The sequence below is a fragment of the Nostoc sp. C117 genome (assembly GCF_043099735.1).
Taxonomy (GTDB): Bacteria; Cyanobacteriota; Cyanobacteriia; order Cyanobacteriales; family Nostocaceae; genus Nostoc.
The window spans coordinates 6,051,500-6,070,504 of record NZ_CP170991.1; the positions used below are offsets into that span (position 1 = coordinate 6,051,500).

The window sequence follows — 19,005 nt, forward strand, 5'->3', positions numbered from 1 at the left end:
ATTTGTTATTTGTTAATAATCAATGCCCAATACTTCGACTCCTTTCGACTTCGCTACCTCGGCTACTTCGGCTTTGCGGTAGTTGAGCGTAGTCGAAACTAAGTACAAGTCCCCAATCCCCAATTTTTATTCTTCTACGCGATAGCCTAACTCTGCTAAACTTACCCGTGATTGTCGCCATTTTGGCTCGACTTTCACAAACAGTTCTAGATAAACTTTGCCAGAAATTAATTTTTGGATTTGTTCGCGGGCTTCGCTACCAATTGCTTTGAGCATCGCTCCACCTTTACCAATGAGGATGCCTTTTTGGGAATCCCGCTCGACGTTGATGGTGGCGAGGACACGGGTAATGCTGGGAGTTTCTTCTACTAGGTCGATGGCGATCGCTACGGAATGGGGTACTTCTTCCCGAGTTAAGAGTATAATTTGTTCTCGGATCAATTCCCCCATAATAAAGCGTTCTGGCTGATCGGTTACTAAGTCGGGCGGATAGTATAATGGCCCAACTTCTAAATGTTCGATTAATAATTCTTGCAGTTGTGGTAATCCTGCACTCGTCTTGGCAGAAAATTTTACGATTTCCCACTCATGTAACTTAGCCATCTGGGCGTAACTATCATCTAGAAACTGGGAATCGGTGGGTTGTTGATCGGTTTTGTTGACACCCACAATTATTGGTGTTTTGCTGCGACTGAGCAATTCGGCAATGTAGCGATCGCCAGCTCCACAAGCTACTGAGCCATCTACCACAAAAAGCAATATATCTACTGATTCAATGGCTATTTTGGCATTTTTGACTAAGACTTCCCCTAATTGATGATGGGGTTTATGAATTCCTGGGGTATCTACAAATATTAACTGCGCCTCTGGTGTAGTTAATATACCGCGCAACCTATTACGTGTAGTTTGTGCTACTGGTGATGTTATGGCAATTTTTTGTCCTACTAATTGATTCATCAAAGTAGATTTACCGACATTGGGACGACCAATAATGCCGATAAAACCTGATTTGAAATCAGGAGGAGCCTGAGGGATTGTTACTTCTCCTGAAAAAGAGAAGGTGTAATTATCAATACTAGTCACCTTTTGCTCCACCTTCATATTTTACAGTTTGAATAATTTGGTTTTTTCTTAAACTTAAAACAAACATAGAATCACCCTGGCATTTTGGGGGGGGATTGCTTTTTCTAGGGTTTAATCTATTACTTGCTACACACTTATATTTTACAGCTGAGATAACTTAACTTGTAAAAATTCAGAAGTCAGAATTCTGAATTCTTAGAGTTGGTTTTGTTTTTAGACACAAAACCAACATAAAATTACCTTGGCATTTACAGAGCTTTTGCTTAGATTTAATCTATTACTAACCCAGGTTTGAGCTTAATCCACTACTAAATATATTTGGATCAAAATGTCAACAAAAAATGTAGGAGAACCCAAACGCATTGGAATCCTTACAAGTGGAGGAGATTGTTCTGGCTTAAATGCAGTGATTAGGGCTGTAGTAACTTGTGCTGTAAATACTTACGGCTGGGAGGTTTTGGGAATTCGTCAAGCGACTCTAGGATTAATGACGCGTCCGCCACAATTCACAAAGCTAGAAGTAGATCGAGTTGATTCGCTGTTAACTGCGGGTGGGACAATGTTGGGGACAACCAATAAAGGCGATCCTTTTGCGTTTCCGATGGCGGATGGAAGTCTATGCGATCGCTCCGAAGAAATTATTGCAGGTTACCATGAATTAGGTTTAGATGCTTTGATTGGTATTGGCGGCGATGGTAGTTTGGCAATTCTGCGCCGCCTCGCCCAGCAAGGTGGCATTAACTTAGTGGGAATTCCCAAAACCATCGATAATGATATTGGCGTTACTGAACACGCCATCGGTTTTGATACAGCAGTAAATATCGCTACAGAAGCATTAGATCGGTTACATTTTACCGCTGCAAGTCATAGCCGAGTCATGATTTTGGAAGTGATGGGGCGTGATGCAGGACACATAGCCATAGCTGCGGGAATTGCTGGGGGAGCAAATGTAATTTTAATTCCAGAAATTCCCTACACTGTTGACCACATTTGTCACAAAATTAAAGAACGCCAAGAAAAAGGCAAAAATTATTGTTTGATAATAGTTTCCGAAGCTGTTCGGACTCAAGATGGCGAAAATGTGACGATTACAAATCGCTTAGGTCAATCTCGATACGGCGGAATTGGTGAATACTTAGCTGATGAAATTATTCAGCACATTGGTGTAGAAACGCGAGTCACGGTTTTAGGACACATTCAACGGGGTGGAACAGCTTCACCACTGGATAGATTAGTTGCAACAGCCTTTGGTGTAGCGGCGGTTAATCTGATTGCCGAGGATAAATACGATCGCATGGTAACCTGGCAAAATCGCCAAGTATTAAGTGTACCAATTACCGAAGCGATCGCTCAATATAGCGCTGTCGATCCTAACGGTACTTTAGTTAAAACTGCCCGTGGTATGGGTATTTATCTGGGAGACTAAACATACATGGTACAGGCACAGCACAGCTGTGCCTATCAAAGTACAAAGTTTAGTAGAATTTGATATTGTGAGAGACTTCAGCTTGCTTCAGGACTACAAAATAAATACAATATTGCTAGCAAAATCCTCTGGAGCATTTATCTTAATTTGTTTCAATTTTGACATGAAACTTGGTTTTTTCAAATCTTGTTTAGATTGGGAAAAATCTTTGATTAATTGAAGGTTCATATCGAATTATCTATTACATCAAGCCCAAACAAATTGATGTACTTGCTGTTATACATGGGACACAGGAAATTACACCCAGTATAGAATGAATAGCGATCGCACCCCCACAAACCCAAACGCATAGACGCAACGCGGCTTGTCGTTAGCGATCGCCAAAATAACAAATGCGATTGCAAAATCGATGAAGTGTTCGCTGACATAGAAAACACCATCGCCAAAATAACAAATGCGCTCGCAAAATCTATGAATGTGTTCGCTGACATAGAAAACGCCATCGGCAAAATAACAAATGCACTTGCAAAATCTATGAATGTGTTCGCTGAAATAGAAAATGCGATGCCAAAATAATAAATGCGCTCGCAAAATCTATGAATGTGTTCGCTGAAATAGAAAATGCGATGCCAAAATAATAAATGCGCTCGCAAAATCTATAAATGTGTTCGCTGAAATAGAAAACGCGATCGCACCTCCATAAACCTTCCCGTCATTGCGAGGAGGAACGACGTTCGCGGAGCGTGTCGCAGACAAGCAATCGCAATATCTTAAAATACTAAACGAGTCTGTGTGATTGCTTCGCTTCATTTCATTACGCTCGCAATGACAAGCGATCGCACTCCACAAAACCCAAACGCAATTGATCGCCTTTACCCTGCTTACTCCGGTAAACTCTCTAAAATATCCCATGCTACCTTAGCCCAATATTCATCCTGATACTCAACATATATCTCCAACGCTGTCTGCAAATTAGCCCTAGCTTCCGCATAATTTGCCTCAGCTTGTGCAAGTGTTCCTAAACAATGAAGCGTGAGAGCTTGCGAATAGCGATCGCCAAATTCGATTTTGATTTCCAGGGCTTGTTGATAATAATCCCGTGCCTGGTCGTATTGGCGCAACTCTTGGGCAACCCTTCCCAACTGGTGGTAAGTCCCAGCACACTCATAGCGATCGCCAAATTCGATATATATTTCCAGGGCTTGTTGATAATAATCTCGTGCCTGGTGGTATTCCCGCAACTCTTGGGCAACGTATCCCAAGTTGTGGTAAGTCCTAGCACTGGAATAGCGATCGCCACATTCGATATATATTTCTAGGGCTTGTTGATAATAATCCCGTGCCTGGTCGTATTGGCGCAACTCTTGGGCAACCCTTCCCAACTGGTGGTAAGTCCTAGCACTGGAATAGCGATCGCCAAATTCGATTTTGATTTCCAGGGCTTGTTGATAATAATCCCGTGCCTGGTCGTATTGGCGCAACTTTTGGGCAACGATTCCCAAATTGTGGTAAGTCCTAGCACTGGAATAGCGATCGCCAAATTCGATTTTGATTTCCAGGGCTTGCTGATAATAATCCCGCGCCTGGTGGAATTGTCGCATATTCAAAGAGACATTACCTAAATAATGCAAGGAATTGGCGACACCACGACGATTTTTCTGCTTTTTGGCAATATCTAAAGCTTGTTGATGATAGCTGTTTGCACTTTCAAACTGTCGTTGCTGCTGATATAGCAATCCTAAATGATATGTGAGAGTTCAATAAGCCTCAAATGCCTATAAGATAACGATTTTTATCTCAGTATTTTCTCACGTTTGGATTAGGATTGCTATAGCTTTTACCTAACTGATTGATAACTTCGATTTCTAAGGAATAATCAGGAAATTGCTTGGCAATTTTCCCAGCTTTTTCTAAATATTCTCTAGCTTGAATTGGTTTATTCTGACTTAAATATGCTTTGCCTAATTCATTTAAAATATTACAGCAATTGCGGAGATGCTCTAGGCTGGGTATTTCTCCAGTTGGGTTATATTCCATCAACAAGCTATGTAATAAATCGATACGTTCTTGTTGTTCTGGTGTTGGTAAGCGTTCTATATTGGTGTCTGCATTCAAAGTATTGGCAATTGCCCTATCTCTAGTCAATTCTGTAGTTTTAAAGCGAAATAAACCTGATTTCCAAGCCCAAAAATCAGGTGCAAATTTTGCTAACCGCGAAATTGCATAATCTGGCAAGATAAATAAAAGCGGATGGGGTACACTTTGACGATAGGAATCGCGGACGAAGTTTAAATCCTGTAAAACTGGTGGATAATCTCCAAAAACTCCAATCGATTTTTCTAAATTACGAATTAATAAAACAAGTTTTTTATTTGTTTCTTTAGTAATTTTGGCTAATTGTTGCACCAATTCATCCCGCAGAAATCGCAAATTCTTCTCAGGAAAATCTAAAACCACGAATTGGATTTCTTCACATTGAGGGTTCTGTTGCAATCCAGCAATTAATAGGTCTATATCGGGTGTAAAGTTAATTTCAATAAAACCTAATGTAAATTTTTCTGCAAAATCGACAAATGTCACTAATTCAGCAAATTCATCTTTATTATAGGCAATAAATTTACCTATTTCGGCTTGAAGTTCACTGTTTTTGTGCTGATTGGAGAGCTTCTTGGAAGAACTCATTTCGCTTCACCACCGGATTTGGATAATTCCACCTTTTATCACCGTTATATTCCAATACGGAAGTATTAAATAACATTAATTGTCCAATTTCATCTTTACTGACATTTTTAGTTAAACAAACCTGAGCCAAATGAGCGTAATGTTCTTCAGGAATAAACCGCTCAAAACTAAATTGTTGCTGTTTAACTGCATACTCTATATCTTCGGAGATAATTTTTGCGTGTTTTTTGGTACTCGCTGTTTGACATGCAGAGCGCATCATTTGCATTAACTGACGCACATGTCCACCAGTTGCTTTTGCTAGTTCTAATAATTGATTACGGCTCTCGAAAATTGCATCAATATCAACCCGCTTTTCAATTACACTTGCCATCGCATCTAAGCCCAGCTGATGATAATTTAGATCGCATTTATGCCGTTCAAATTCATAGATATTAATCATCGGCACAATATGAGGATTACCATCAAATTGATTTAGGGGATTTTTCGGCGAGCAAAGAATTGAAATTGGTACTGTATAAATGATTGTACAATTTAATTCTTGCATCTGAGCCGCATAATCAAAGAACAAATGTTCTGCTACGACAGGAGGAACCCGATCCAAATTATCGAAGATAATTAATAAACCTTTACATTGAGGAAATTTTTGCCGCAATTTTGCGTAAGCGTCGCTTAATAACAGATTAGTATCAGATTTGAGGCGAGATAAATCTTTTTCTAGAGTTTGCCGAATAGTTGTCTTTTGCTTGTCCGAGCCTTTAATTTGTGCCAGCAATTTGACCATTAGTTTGGCGAGAAATGGCGCAGTAGGGCTGAGAGTTGCTTCTGCATCGACGTTGACTGATTTTTCGACACTTTGCTCGTTTTCTTGAGTAATGTCTTTAAACCATGATTCAAAACTTTTTAATAAATCTTGATTAAAAGTCAAACCTAATTTTCGTAATTCAAATTCAACTTGTTTAATTACAATCAAATATAAATCTGTATACCGGGTATCATTAATATCTGTCTCTTCATTCGCTTCTAAATAAATAACCCGATAATTGTTTTCCCAAAGACTCTGAATTTTTTTTAACTCTGTACTTTTACCACAACCGCGATGTCCAGTAAATAAAATTGTTGTAAAATCACCTGCTTCTTGAAAATCCAAAATTGTACTTTATATACTTACGCATAAACTACAATTCCAGGAAATTGTCGCCAAATTCACTAGAAAAACCTACGTTTATCATCGAAAGCGTTTCAATTTATTTGTACATTGATGTGTATTTTTGTCAAGACCAGTTTTGGAAATATCGCTTTGTGAGAAAACCGATATTTCATTAGGTGTAGGACTAGGGCGTGTTTTCAAACTAATCGTTTAGTCTCCTAACTTTTTAGATCCCCCTAAATCCCCCTTAAAAAGGGGGACTTTAAGAGACTCTTAGCCCCCCTTTTTAAGGGGGGTTGGGGGGATCTAAGACTTTGAAAACACGCCCTAGTCCTAAGGTGGTGCAATCCGTATAGCAAAATATCTTAATTACGAACTGTTATCCCCTAACTAATAACTCCCAAGACAAATTCGCCTTCATTCACAGCTTGATTAGTTGCAACATCATAAACTAATCCATCTTCTTGAGCGCAGACATCAATTACACTAGGTAACTTACCTTCTTTATTAAAACTGAGAATTTCATACAGCTTTTCTCCAGTTTTAACTCTACTACCTAATTCAATTCTGGATTGAATCATACCACCTGCGATCGCATAATATTTTTTCCGGTTGCTACTGGATGCAAAAGTCATCTCATGGCTTTTTATGTCATCCGATAAATTAGGAATTTGCAGTACACCTTTTTGTACTAAATAGTTTTTTACACCCCGTACACCTTTGGCTACTGAATCAGAGTTCATTTGCATTCCTGAGCCTAATTCTAGCGTCCAAGCTTCCACATCAAACTTGATTTCTCTACCCAACTCTTTAAAACAAGCTTCCAATGCTAACCAAGGTTTGATAAAAGCTTCATCAAAAGCATCACCATCATATTTATCAAGTAAGATTCCGAAATCAAGCAGAAAGTATTTTGCACTATCTTCTCGATTTCGGAAGTAATAAACGTAGTCTAAAGCTTGATTGGTAGAACTATGTAAATCAATTAAGTAGTCTGCATCTAAACTGAGACTTTGTAGCTTGTAGCTAAAAAGCTCAGTATAGGCAACGAAATTAGGAGAATTAATTTTTTCTAAAATTTTGGCGAATTGTTGCTTAATTATAGTTAGATAATTTTGTCGAACGACCTCTAGATCGATATGAAGTTGAGATTTAGTAAAAGCTACTAAATCATCAGCTTCTTTCTCGTAGTCCCAAAATATGCGATTCCAGTCTTTGGCTTCGTAAACGCAGTAACGGCCAGGAGAAAAATGCTGAGCGCGTTCATTAGTACCCATTGGATTACAAACGGGGACTAACCAAATTTCTCCCGTTAATTTTGTATCATTTATTGTCAATAAAAACTCAATTAACTGGTGAATAACGGCATTTCCAGAAATTTCTGCACCGTGGAGATTCGATTGGATGTAAACTTTTTTACCAGGTTTAGCGCCGATAAATTTGTAAACTTGCAGAAAAAGGCGATCGCCTGATGCCATTTGACGTAATACAATTTTTTCAATAACTGGCAGCATAAAATAGCTTGGTGAGAATGAGAGTAAATTATGTTGGTTTAAAATCGACTTTCATACTCTACTAAAAATTGATTTTCGTTATCCAAATTAGTTGAGCCGCGCACAAGAACTTCATCATTCAAACGATAAAGCACATTGTAACGGAAAGACTCATTAGTAGCAAAAGCCCGTGATAAAGAAACAGAGAAGTTCCGATTGACATTAAACACGCCTTCTGCTGACAAATCAAGAACCGAAGACCTTCTTGATTCTTCATTAGTGGTAGGAGTAGGAAATATCCGAAATTCGTTAAAACCAACAGCTTGTCCGATGGAAGTTATAGTTCCTTGTAGACCACCTAAAATCGTAGAACTGGCGAAATTAGTCAATCCTTGTGTTAAATCTCCTGGTTGACTTAAAGAGTTGAGAATCGAGCCACCAAGTAAACCAACGATTTCTCCCCGACTTCGGCTTGGTTCACTTGTTAGTTCCAGATTATTTGCTAGTTCACTAGCTGGCCCTGTGGCCGTTGCTTTTACCCGAACGGTGCGTAAAGTACCAAAGCTATTAACTGAAGCATCGCTGATTTCCGCAGACAAAGGTGATTCTAAAGTGCGATCGCTAATTGCCGATGCCTCTGGTACAATTGCCTCCAGTCGGACATCGAGAATAGGGTCAAGTCCTTGACTTGGGGTAAATCGCGCAGTTTGTTCGTAGCCCCGCGCCAAGGTAAACTCAGTAGTAAATAAGCTCAGGCGTCCTCCTGTCAAACTGATGACTCCTTCGGGGAGAGGCTTGGCTAAAGTACCATTAATAGTCAAGTCACCTTTAGCGTCAAAGCTGAGTATCGGTTGACTCAAGGCCGCTCCTCCAGGTACAAAGTTCAGTAAAGGCTCGCTTGTAACCCGAATACCCTTGCCCAAAACCAACCGTAAATCTGCAAACTCTACAGGTAATTTCGGCACAGTTGCAGCGCTAGTACTAGCATCTGTTGTAGTTGCTGCATTAGTATTAGCCTCTGGTGTATTTAGAGTAATAGAAGTAGGCTGTGGTGCAGTTGCAGTTGTATTTGCTGATTTTGAGCTATCAGTGGCAGATTTGCCAATAATTACTTTACCATTACTTAGTTCAATCTCTCCGCCAATTCGAGGTTTTAGTGCTGTTCCGCGAATTACAGCATTACCGCTGACATCACCTTCATACAATCCTGGAACTTTAAAATCTAGTTGTTTTTCTATAGATACTGTGAGAGGATTAGCTGCGCCTTGCTCAGGAGTAAAAATCGGCAGAATTCCTGATGCAATCACTTGCCCTTGATTATAACTACCTTGAATATTTTCTACATTTAATGTATTGCCATTAAATAGTAGTGAACCTGTAACATTTTTTAAGGGGTCAGATAAAGCTTGAGCCGTAAAAGTAGCATTATTGATTTTAGCGGTTCCATTGATAATTGGCTCGTTTAAAGTACCTTGAACGTTGACATCCACTTGTCCTTCACCGTTTACCCAACTAACTTGATTGTTAGTAAATACATTTAACAGTGACAAGCCTTCATTATTCACATTGGCTTTAACGTTGATTTGATTATCTGGTTTGACTGCGACAAAAGGTAAGGGAGCAGGTATATTACCTGTAATTGTAATGGGTTGGGTTCCCGTCAATAACAAAGTACTATCAAAATTCACACGAGCATTGTTATAGTTAAATTTCACCTGTCCTGTTTGCACGGGTTGTTTATTTAAAGTGGCATTGGCTAGTGATACTTCGCCATTAACTTTAGGGTCTTTTAAACTGCCTTGTAAATTAGCCGCAGCATTTACTTCACCAGTAACATTTACAGGATATTTTTCGATAAATGGCTGTAAAAGTGATAGGGGTAAACTGGCTACATTCAAATTTCCAGATAGTTGTTCAGTTCCTAACTGTCCAGAAAAAGCGATTAATCCTTGATTTATGCCAACACTTAAAGGTGACAGTGTGACCACACCATCGGCAAAATTACCTTTAGCTGTGACTTGATTAATGGAATATTCACCCCATTGCCAATTATCACCTTGAAAATTAAAGGTGGCATTCAAACCAGATTTTAAAGAACCGCTGGCTGTAATTCCTCCACTCAAAGCACCTGTTAATTCTGCAAGTGTGGGTAAAGCTGGTACTTTTTGGGTATTTGTCTGCTGTTGTTGTGCTACCGATGTTTTAATTTTGGAAAAATACGCTAACTGGGTTAGCAAATCTGCATTTGGTAAATTCACAGATGTAGTATTGAGTGCTTCTGCTCCCGCGAATGTGGGAGACTCCAAACCGGTATTAAGGTCTTTAAAATCGAAAATATTAAATGCTTGTAAGAGTTGCTCAATTCTAGTTTGGTTTAAACTAGCTTGTACTTGAAATTTCGGGTCATTGCCGGTTTGCAAATTTCCACTCAGGGCTATATTGCTATTTCCTAACCGCAATAGACCGTTATTTAAGCTAGCGGTTCCATCGGCATAGTTGATATTACCGCGAAATTCGTTGGCTGAGACTCTGGCAACACGCGGATTAGCGATCGCTACGTCTCCACTAGTTGCATAATTATTTAGGTTAACAATTAAATTTCCTGATAACTGCCCAGATAAAGGTTTCAATCTATTATCAGGTAAAAAGCCGCCAACAAGAGCTATAGGAAACTGTTGGGCGTTGATAATTAAGTTATCTCCCTCGGTTCTACCTGTGCTAACTGTTTCACCGCGTTTGACTAAAAATGAGGTTGGGCGATAATCTGCATTCAGGTTAACCGCTATTCTGTCTTGTTTTCCTGCAAGTTGCAGTCTTGCTCCTTGTCCGCCTTGAAAATTTACGTCTCCAGTTAAAACTGGGTCAAATGCCAAGTTACTCACATTGAAATTTCGCAGCCGAATATTTCCCCTAGCTTGAGGGGTTTTCAGAGTGCCTGTAACTTGCCCATTAAAATCAAGTAACCCTGCTACTGCGACATCTCCGGGTACTTTAAAGCCTGTATTTTTCAGGTTGAAATTTTGGGCTAGGACATTGAAATTAAAGCCAGCAATCTGGGGTGTACCCGTTTGTGGTAATTGTACAGCGATCGCCCCATTAGCGCTAACTCCTGGAGTTGTTGCCCGTGGAACTATAATCTGCTGTCCATTCCATAGAAATTGGGCTGTTAACGGTTGTCCTAACTGTGCTAATTGGGAAGCGCGGATTTGTCCATCGGCGCGAATGTCTGCAAGCTGGAAAGATTCTGTTGTACCTGTCAACTTGACATCACTACTCAGCCTTCCTTGCAGTTGTGGTGAGAAACGGTTGAGTTGAATTCGGTCAGCGTTAGCTACAGTTTGCCAGCGACCAGCATCCAGGTTAATATTCCTGAGGTTAACTGTACCTCCTGCCACATTCAAACTTGCTTGTCCTGTGGCTTGAATGCTTGAGGGTTTAAAAGAAGCAGTGCTTCCTGACAAATTTACCGACGCATTCCTGAGAACTCCCTGAAATTGCGATGGTATCTGCTTGAAACGATTTAATTGCAACTTTTGGGCGTTGACAAAAGCTTGCCAGCGTTGTTGTACAAGTCTACCCGTGGCTGTGATTGTACCGCCAGCGACGTTAAAAACAGCACTTGGCAATAAGATATTCTGCCCTTGTTGAGCAATCACAAGTTCTCCCGTAGTGGGATAAGTCGCAGTAGGCGCTTGCAGTTGAGTTATTGCCCGCAGATTGCCAAGCGTGCCAGAAATTTTGGTATTTGTCGAGATCATACCAACTTTGATAGCGGATGAAGGATCTTTTGTATTCGCAATTGCATCTCCAGGTAAATTTTCAGCTTTCAGATTAAACAAGACGTTACCTTGGGGTGCCAGCTGCACTTGACCGTTCCCGACAATTTGCCCACCCGCTGGTGGTTTTAACTCAACACTAGAAATGTTCAACACCAAAGGCTGTTTACCCAGCGAACCAGTAATTTCTGCCTTAGTGGAGACATTGCCAACATTGATGGGAGGATTCAAATTATAGCTACGTGCTAGTATATCCCCGGATATTCCGTCAGCTTGCATACTAAATTTTACCTTTCCTCCCAGTGCAGCTTCACCACCTCCGGTAATCTCACCACCTGCTGCTGGGACTAATTTCAGATTAGAGATGGCAATTTGAGATACAGTTTTAGATACACTCAAACGAAAATCAGTGTTGACAGCTTTGAATTGAACGCGGTCAACTTGAATCGGTTTAGTATTGCTTACTGTACCGCTGAGAACTGGCTGTTGAAGTGACCCCTGCACTTTAACATCTGCTTGCATTTCTCCAGTAGCGACCACTGGCGAATTTACTTTTAGGGTATCGAAGAGATTTTTAGCCGTGACAGGTTTTACCTGCGCTGAGATGTTAAAACCTGTTTTGGTATTAATTGTGCCATTTGCTACAATGGGTACTTTGCCAAGGTTTGTAGTTAGATTATCTAAAGCGATCGCCTGACCTTGAAATATCAATTTACCATTAGAATTAGCAAAGCTTTGGGGAATATTTGCAATTTGAGCAGTTACCTGATTAGAAATAGCTGTACCCGTAATTGCTATGTCCGAGATATTGGAGGGAATTGTAACTGCTAAATCAGCATCTACACGCCCTGCTTGCAAAACAATTGGTAGCTGGATTAATCGACTGACATCAGATGCTTGTAAACTTTGTGCTAATAGCTTGAGATTAGTTTGTTGGGGTTTAAATTGTGTTTCACCAGAGATATTAACTGCACCTCCTCTAGTGAGTTGACCATTGATTTGATAACCAACACCTTTGTTTTCTGGTAAAAATCTGGCAACACCACCCAATTGATTTATAATTACAGAACCTTTTGGTTTAGTTGGTACGGAGGCTGGTAATAACTCGACATTTCCATCAACAAGCTGAAGTGTTTGTAACTCAATTTGAATAGCACTTTTACCTTCTCCAGTCTTAAGTTGAGCCGTCACCCAGCGACCATCTTTATCCTGTTGGATGTAGACATTGGGCTGAACTAATGTGACACTTAATGGCAGTTTTCTAGTTAAAAGAACTTGTAAAGGTGAAAACTGCACATCTATAGCTTTTGCTGTCACCTGGTCTGCATCAGTGGGAGTTGGGGGTATTGACAGCGAAGCAAATCTTAAACTAGAGAGTGAAAATCGTTCCACTTTCCCTAATTTTATCGGACGACCAAGCAATTGCTCAAGATTTTGCTCTACTAAAGGTGCTAGATCTTCATATACATACTTTCTAGTCCACCAAATACCAGCTGCAATTGCTGTAAGCAAAACAATTCCTAAAAACAGACTGGTACGTTTTAAAAGGAGGAGATATAAACGACGGTTCGTTGGCTCTTGATCGTTTCCTGGATTTGGAGAACTCGTCATTTTCGTTACCAGTACTGCTATTGAGTAACAAACAATTTATTACAAGAGAATACCATAGTTGGTTTTAGTAACTTCTAAAAACTTTCTCTAGATAGATTAGTAATTCATTCCGATGAATGATGACATTTTAGATTATTAGATAATGTGTAGTAAATATACGTAAATATATGTATGCATTGATGATTTGATAACTATATATCTTCAGCAGAACCGAGCCTTAGATTGGTGCTGTCATTCAGGTATAATCAAAAATGATTATCTGCATCTCGCAGTAGCCTTAACTTTAATAAGTCTGCAAGTTTTATCTATTTGCTTTGGTTTGATTTCTAGCCAGTTGTATGGCGGGAACACAACGCTATTAGTGCTGTATCAATCATGTAGAGCCGTTCTACAGCAATAGCGTCAACAACTGGCATAGTCAGGACTTTTGAAGCAGGAGTTTTCACTCCATTTCTTGTACAACTTCTTTTTCGTCCTGTTGTTCTGACATATTCATTAAAACTGAAAGTGAAAAATAGATGTTGCCAAATTGCCGAAATCGAAAATTCATCTCGTGCTTGAATAGATCGATACAATTAAACTCTTTATAATCATTGATAGTCCACGGTTATCGGTCATAAGTCAACCGTTATCAGGTAAATGTACAAGTTAAATGGGTAACATAATTTGATTACTGAATCGATGCTTTAGGGACTTCCAGAAATTAAATTATTCAATTTTGCCAGAGAAGACGATCGTTAGATTCTTCCTCATCTGCGTCCCCTGCATCCCCCGCTTACTGAGCAGCTTGCCTTGACTTGTGCCGAGCGGACTTGTACTGAGTTTCGCCTACGCGGAAATCAAGCGACTTGCACTGACCGGTGTCGAAGTGAGTCGAGATTCAACTACCACAAAGCCGAAGTAGCCGAGATAGCGAAGTCGAAAGGAGTCGAAGTATGCTCCCCTTCCCCTGCTCACCGAAACGATGGGGATATTTTTTTAGTTGGAAGTTCCTTAGAGACCACTGTGCCCACTTTATAACCGAACTGTATTGAGATTACTTTACTTGAGGAAGCAGTATTATCTATGATATTTCTCGTTCCTTTAAAGTCAAAAAAGTGACCTAAGTTTTCTATGCCTACCATTGCGATTATCTATTTTTCTGGTGCAGGACATACTCATTTGATGGCGCAAGCCATTGGCGAAGGCGCAAGTAAAGTTGAAGGCACGACTGTTGAACTACTAAGGATCGCTGGAGAGCAGATTATCAATGGCCGCTGGAAAAATGATGCAGTTATGGAAACCCTCAATCAAGCTGATGCAATTGTGTTTGGCTCACCTACTTATATGGGTGGTGTAGCGGCTCAGTTTAAGGCGTTTATCGATGCAGCTAGCGAAGTTTGGTTCCGACACGGTTGGAAAGACAAAATCGCTGGGGGTTTTACTCACTCTAGTTCCCCTAGTGGTGACAAGCAAGGAACGCTCTTATATTTAGCAACGAACGCAGCTCAGCACGGGATGATTTGGGTAAATGTGGGAGACTTGCAAAGCTTTTTGTCCGGTAAGGATGATGGAGTTAATCGGCTAGGGGGATTTCTCGGTGTTATGGGACAAAGCCAACTCGATATGAGTGGTAAGGAAGCTGTGCTAGATTCAGGAGATTACCTAACATCAGAACGCTTTGGGCAACGTATTGCAGAGGCAACTAAACGTTGGGTCAAGTAGCCTTTAATATTTAAGTAACTTGAGCAAAAGTATTACCTCGACAAGATCTCAAGTAAATAGAAACTTTAGCGGGAAGTCAAAGTCCCGCTTTTGTATTATTTTAATTTCCTTATGGGGAAATAGTAGGCATGATTTGAGCTTGTTGATTAACCTCTTTTTTCTTCTTTAGATTTACTTGATAAATAGCCTCTAACAGACTATATAAGATGTTATTGTTCGTCGGAGAAGTCTATCGTCAACAACTATGGTTATATGAAAATAAAAACAAAGTATTGATGACCGGATTGTGAGTTTAAGCAAAGCACATATCCGTCCAACTGTCCGAGGGAAAGCCGTGGAATTCAGAGCAAAACTGTCGGCTATTTATTACAATGGATATGTATTTTTAGACCTTTTTGTTCAAATGTTTTTTTCTTTGAACTTTGCGTTTTTATTTTAATCGCAGACGTTGAACCCTCATAAATTGGCAAAGGTATTGCTAATAATATTATTATTGTTTAATATTAGCTAGACGGTTATTGTTGGGTACAATCCGATGACATTCCAAAGAATTGCAAAAACTGCTACTAGCAAACCAGAAATTCAAACAAAATCCCAGTTTGCATCAAGACCCTTTGCACCGATTACCCAACAGACAAAAGTAACTCCCGATCAACAAACTCAAGGACTAGCTCAAAGAAAGACGAACCTGCTAGAAATTCCTGGTTTAATGACAGAACCACGAAGACCAAAATTATTAACCCAACTCATCCAACCAAAGCTGACAATTGGACAACCAGGAGATAAGTACGAGCAGGAAGCGTACGGGACAGCACACCAAGTAGTGCAAATGATTCATCATCAACCACAAAACCAGATTCAACCAGAGTCTTTGTTCGCTCACACAAATACTGATAGCGTTCAGTGTATGCTGGAAAATCCACCATCTCAAGAGAGTCGTCTGTTGACAGATCAGGAATATGAACAAATAAAAGATTTGTGTGTAAGTATACTTAAAAAGTATCCACCGAATAAATACTGCTATATCGGATTAGGAAAAAGCCCAACCCCTGTTCTGGCATTTTTACAAGAATATGGTGTAGAAGCTAGCAATATAGCTTTAAGTAAATTCAATCCTTCGTTAGATAAAAACAAAGAACCAAAACAAATAGGACTAGGAAATAAGCTAACTAAAGAACAATACAAAGAACTCAAACATCATTTTGATAGATTTATTCCACAACAAGATGCTATTAAAGGTAAAAAAATTCTGTTAATAGATTATACCCTTTCAGGACGCTCTTTATACGCAACTTATGCACATTTAACAAAGTACTTAAATGACAAGTACTCTCCAAGAAAATTATTTCATTTTCGTTCTAGAGGAGAAACTCCACCACAAGTAGTTCCATTGGCTTTATATACTGAAGAAATGGGAACTCACAAATTGGATGAAACCAGGATTGAAAACAAATTGTCTTTACCAGGAAAATTAGAAGATCCAAATTCCTTAGCGTCTGCCATCGGAGGTGAAAGGTATAAACCATTAGCAGAATATCCAGAAGACTTTAGGATTACAGCAGGAGACAAGTCAGATGATATTCAACGCGATCCAAATCGAAAATATCAGCAGTTAAGACAAGAATTAAGTAGCTTGATTCAAACTGAAAGACCAATATTAGAACTAATGTTGGGAAGAAGTAACCTTGAGGACTTCCAATAAATAAAATACCCAATATATAAGAATGATAATCATTGTAGGGAAAAGGGAAGTCAAGGCTACCAACGGTAACTCTGACTTCCCTTTTTTTTGGATGAGGGAAAAATTCACCTTCGTTGGCATTACGGTTTTAAACCAATACTTCTCGAGTTTTGCACTTTTAACTCGGAATCGGGTTTGGGGAAAAGGTTACTGGGTTTGGGTTAAAGGTTTTTTCTTTTCCCTTTCCCATTCCCCTTTTCCCCTTAACCGAAAAGTATTGGGTTTCTACCTGTTCCCACCATTGAGGGTTAGTCAAAATCATCTGCACTTCCTGAAGATCGGTATTGCTGCTGCTAAAAGCGATCGCCTGTATGTAGTACAAAAAAATTGTAGGGTAGCACCGCTATGCTACCCTACGGTGTGTCTCATTTAAAGGCTTGTTAGGAAACAGACTTCAAAATTAGCCTAAATCAAAAAGCAAGATTTCGCCGCCGATGTTAGTGCTAATTTCTAGCTGTTCTTCGCCATTGATTTGTACGCCATCACCAGCTCTGAGTTCTTCTCCATTTAAGTTAACTATGCCTTGGGCTATTTGTAACCAGGCATAACGATTGGGTTTGACTTGATAATTAAGAACATCACCTTCCCTTAAAACAGATGCGTATAAGTCAACATCTTGGTGAATTGTTACAGCACCATCGCGCCCATCTTTAGCAGCAATTAAGCGGAGTTTACCTTGCTTTTCTTCTAGAGGAAAAGCTTTTTGTTGGTATCTTGGTGTCAATCCTTCTTCATCGGGAAGAATCCAGATTTGTAGCAAATGCAGTGGTTCTGTTGGTGAGGGATTAAATTCACTGTGCTTAATTCCAGTACCAGCGCTCATAATTTGGGCATCACCAGGACGAATCACTGAGCCAGTACCCAAGCTGTCTTTATGCTCTACGGCACCTTCTAAGACATAAGTGAGGATTTCCATGTCTTGATGACCGTGTGTAGGAAATCCAGCACCAGGAGCGATGCGATCGTCGTTAATCACTCGCAGAGAGCGAAATCCCATACGGTTAGGATCGTAAAAACTACCGAAGGAAAAGGTGTGATAACTATCGAGCCAGCCTGTTTGAGCGTGACCGCGTGCATTGCGATCGTGAATTAAGTGGGTAATTGTATTTTGAGACATAAATTTACCTCGTTGTTAATTGTTTGTAGAATAATTTAGAATTGAAAGTCTTGATTGATTAGACCTAATTTGTAACTATTCAAATAGTAGAGTATATACATAAAAATGAAAAGTACGCACTTCAAAGTAACGTAGTTACTAAAAAGATACTAGGAGATTTAACAGAGGTTTTTAATTAAATGGAACACACTCTTTCAAAACTAAATTACTCTAACAAGACTTACAATTTAAAAATACTCGACTACTTTTCAATACGGTTCAGATAAGTTTTTTTAATGACACGCCGTAGATTGTAAAGACGACGATCTATCGCAATACTGCTCGGGTAAAGCATTTTTAACTCGGCATTGGGTTTGGGGAAAAGGTTAAAAGGTAATGGTTAAAGGTTTTTTCTTTCCCCTTTTCCCCAAAACCCGACAAGTATTGCGATCTATCGCGTCCGTTACCTTAACTCCAACAAAATTTATATCCCCGATTTCTTCAAAAAATCGGGGATCTGAGGAGGCACTTTTGCTTAGGCAAGTGCTATTTTAACGTAGTACTACAACTTAAGATTTACTGCTCGCTGATTGAGAAGCACTTATTTGGCAGCAACAGGTGTCTTTTGAGTTTTAGTAGTACCCGCTTTGCCATTCTCTGCCTTAATTTCTGCTACTTGGAGATGAGCTTCTAAGAACCAGAGTCGTTTGTCAATGGTGCGAGAAATTTCGGTGTAGAGGTCGGCGGTATCGAGGTCGTCTAATTCATCAGTTTTGGCGATCGCCTCTCTAATATGTTTAGCATAAGGTGCAAAGCGATCTGCTAAGGCTGTTACATGGTCTTTACCATCCAAAATATCAAAGGGATATTCTGGCAAAATGGAATTACTGGCAGCAGCGCGGGCTGTTCCTAAAGCATATCCGCCTAAAGCTGTGACGCGTTCAGCCACCATATCGACGTACTCTTCTAATTCACCAGCTAGTTCATCAAATAATTCGTGTAACTGGTAGAAGTCAGTGCCTTTAACATTCCAGTGCGCTTGCTTGACCTGAGTTTTCAGATCTAAAGTAGCTGCTAAGGTTTGGTTGAGAAGTACCACAATTTGCACTCGCGCTTCAGCGGGAATATCAATGCGGGTAGGATACAGACGTGATGAGATGGTGTTGTCGCTCATGGTTGTAGTGAATGCTTTTTGTCTTTTAAACTTAACTTTACAGATAGTAGCTAGCGATGCGAAACTCTC

The 19,005-nt window shown here is 39.8% G+C and carries 14 protein-coding genes and 1 pseudogene; 4 read left to right on the top strand and 11 right to left on the bottom strand.

Going from position 1 to position 19,005, the window contains the following annotated elements; translation table 11 throughout:
- Positions 1-126: 126 nt before the first annotated feature.
- A complete protein-coding gene (gene era / locus ACFG4S_RS25995) occupies positions 127-1,101 on the bottom strand; it encodes a GTPase Era (protein ID WP_392531822.1) in 975 nt (324 codons plus the stop codon).
- A 310-nt stretch (positions 1,102-1,411) separates the two neighbouring features.
- Between era and ACFG4S_RS26000 the strand changes: the two genes are divergently transcribed.
- Positions 1,412-2,509 carry an ATP-dependent 6-phosphofructokinase gene (locus tag ACFG4S_RS26000; protein ID WP_392531823.1) on the top strand — a complete coding sequence of 366 codons (1,098 nt, stop codon included), beginning with the start codon at positions 1,412-1,414 and terminating at the stop codon, positions 2,507-2,509.
- 297 nt (positions 2,510-2,806) lie between these two features.
- Here the strand turns inward: ACFG4S_RS26000 and ACFG4S_RS26005 are convergent, their stop codons facing one another.
- From ACFG4S_RS26005 to ACFG4S_RS26035, 7 genes are all read right to left on the bottom strand, one after another.
- Entirely contained in the window at positions 2,807-3,100 is a 294-nt protein-coding gene (locus ACFG4S_RS26005) for a hypothetical protein (protein ID WP_392531824.1), read from the bottom strand.
- Positions 3,101-3,390: 290 nt separating this feature from the next.
- Positions 3,391-4,245 carry a tetratricopeptide repeat protein gene (locus tag ACFG4S_RS26010; protein WP_392531825.1) on the bottom strand — a complete coding sequence of 285 codons (855 nt, stop codon included), beginning with the start codon at positions 4,243-4,245 and terminating at the stop codon, positions 3,391-3,393.
- A gap of 61 nt (positions 4,246-4,306) precedes the next feature.
- Positions 4,307-5,191 (bottom strand): hypothetical protein, encoded by an 885-nt coding sequence (locus ACFG4S_RS26015; RefSeq protein WP_392531826.1) that lies wholly within the window; start codon positions 5,189-5,191, stop codon positions 4,307-4,309.
- Positions 5,148-6,341 (bottom strand): ATP-binding protein, encoded by a 1,194-nt coding sequence (locus tag ACFG4S_RS26020; protein ID WP_392531827.1) that lies wholly within the window; start codon positions 6,339-6,341, stop codon positions 5,148-5,150. The genes ACFG4S_RS26015 and ACFG4S_RS26020 overlap by 44 nt, the downstream gene beginning before the upstream one ends.
- A 386-nt stretch (positions 6,342-6,727) precedes the next feature.
- A complete protein-coding gene (locus ACFG4S_RS26025) occupies positions 6,728-7,855 on the bottom strand; it encodes a succinylglutamate desuccinylase/aspartoacylase family protein (protein ID WP_392531828.1) in 1,128 nt (375 codons plus the stop codon).
- A 38-nt stretch (positions 7,856-7,893) separates the two neighbouring features.
- Positions 7,894-13,221 (bottom strand): translocation/assembly module TamB domain-containing protein, encoded by a 5,328-nt coding sequence (locus ACFG4S_RS26030; protein ID WP_392531829.1) that lies wholly within the window; start codon positions 13,219-13,221, stop codon positions 7,894-7,896.
- 326 nt (positions 13,222-13,547) lie between these two features.
- Positions 13,548-13,796 carry a hypothetical protein gene (locus ACFG4S_RS26035; protein WP_392531830.1) on the bottom strand — a complete coding sequence of 83 codons (249 nt, stop codon included), beginning with the start codon at positions 13,794-13,796 and terminating at the stop codon, positions 13,548-13,550.
- Between the two features lie 538 nt (positions 13,797-14,334).
- On the opposite strand from ACFG4S_RS26035, the gene ACFG4S_RS26040 reads away from it, so the two are divergent.
- From ACFG4S_RS26040 to ACFG4S_RS26050, 3 genes and pseudogenes are all read left to right on the top strand, one after another.
- Complete coding sequence (locus ACFG4S_RS26040; RefSeq protein WP_392531831.1) at positions 14,335-14,925, top strand: flavodoxin family protein; 591 nt, start codon at positions 14,335-14,337, stop codon at positions 14,923-14,925.
- Positions 14,926-15,119: 194 nt separating this feature from the next.
- A pseudogene (locus ACFG4S_RS26045) lies at positions 15,120-15,316 on the top strand (IS5/IS1182 family transposase); the annotation flags it as partial.
- Positions 15,317-15,460: 144 nt separating this feature from the next.
- Complete coding sequence (locus tag ACFG4S_RS26050; RefSeq protein ID WP_392531832.1) at positions 15,461-16,627, top strand: hypothetical protein; 1,167 nt, start codon at positions 15,461-15,463, stop codon at positions 16,625-16,627.
- A 157-nt stretch (positions 16,628-16,784) separates the two neighbouring features.
- On the opposite strand, the gene ACFG4S_RS26055 is transcribed toward ACFG4S_RS26050, so the two are convergent.
- The 3 genes from ACFG4S_RS26055 to dps form a co-directional block, all read right to left on the bottom strand.
- Positions 16,785-16,988: a hypothetical protein gene (locus ACFG4S_RS26055; protein WP_392531833.1), complete on the bottom strand. Its 204-nt coding sequence runs from the start codon at positions 16,986-16,988 to the stop codon at positions 16,785-16,787.
- Positions 16,989-17,066: 78 nt separating this feature from the next.
- Positions 17,067-17,783, bottom strand: a complete 717-nt coding sequence (locus ACFG4S_RS26060; RefSeq protein ID WP_392531834.1) for a pirin family protein — start codon at positions 17,781-17,783, stop codon at positions 17,067-17,069.
- A 580-nt stretch (positions 17,784-18,363) separates the two neighbouring features.
- A complete protein-coding gene (gene dps / locus ACFG4S_RS26065; protein ID WP_392531835.1) occupies positions 18,364-18,936 on the bottom strand; it encodes a DNA starvation/stationary phase protection protein Dps in 573 nt (190 codons plus the stop codon).
- Positions 18,937-19,005 lie beyond the last annotated feature (69 nt).

Excerpts from the sequence above, each read along its gene's own strand:
- ACFG4S_RS26050 (WP_392531832.1), top strand. The coding sequence starts at position 15,461 with ATGACATTCCAAAGAATTGCAAAAACTGCTACTAGCAAACCAGAAATT.
- ACFG4S_RS26000 (WP_392531823.1), top strand. The coding sequence starts at position 1,412 with ATGTCAACAAAAAATGTAGGAGAACCCAAACGCATTGGAATCCTTACA.
- era (WP_392531822.1), bottom strand. The coding sequence starts at position 1,101 with ATGAAGGTGGAGCAAAAGGTGACTAGTATTGATAATTACACCTTCTCT.
- ACFG4S_RS26040 (WP_392531831.1), top strand. The coding sequence starts at position 14,335 with ATGCCTACCATTGCGATTATCTATTTTTCTGGTGCAGGACATACTCAT.
- ACFG4S_RS26015 (WP_392531826.1), bottom strand. The coding sequence starts at position 5,191 with ATGAGTTCTTCCAAGAAGCTCTCCAATCAGCACAAAAACAGTGAACTT.
- ACFG4S_RS26025 (WP_392531828.1), bottom strand. The coding sequence starts at position 7,855 with ATGCTGCCAGTTATTGAAAAAATTGTATTACGTCAAATGGCATCAGGC.
- ACFG4S_RS26030 (WP_392531829.1), bottom strand. The coding sequence starts at position 13,221 with ATGACGAGTTCTCCAAATCCAGGAAACGATCAAGAGCCAACGAACCGT.
- ACFG4S_RS26060 (WP_392531834.1), bottom strand. The coding sequence starts at position 17,783 with ATGTCTCAAAATACAATTACCCACTTAATTCACGATCGCAATGCACGC.
- dps (WP_392531835.1), bottom strand. The coding sequence starts at position 18,936 with ATGAGCGACAACACCATCTCATCACGTCTGTATCCTACCCGCATTGAT.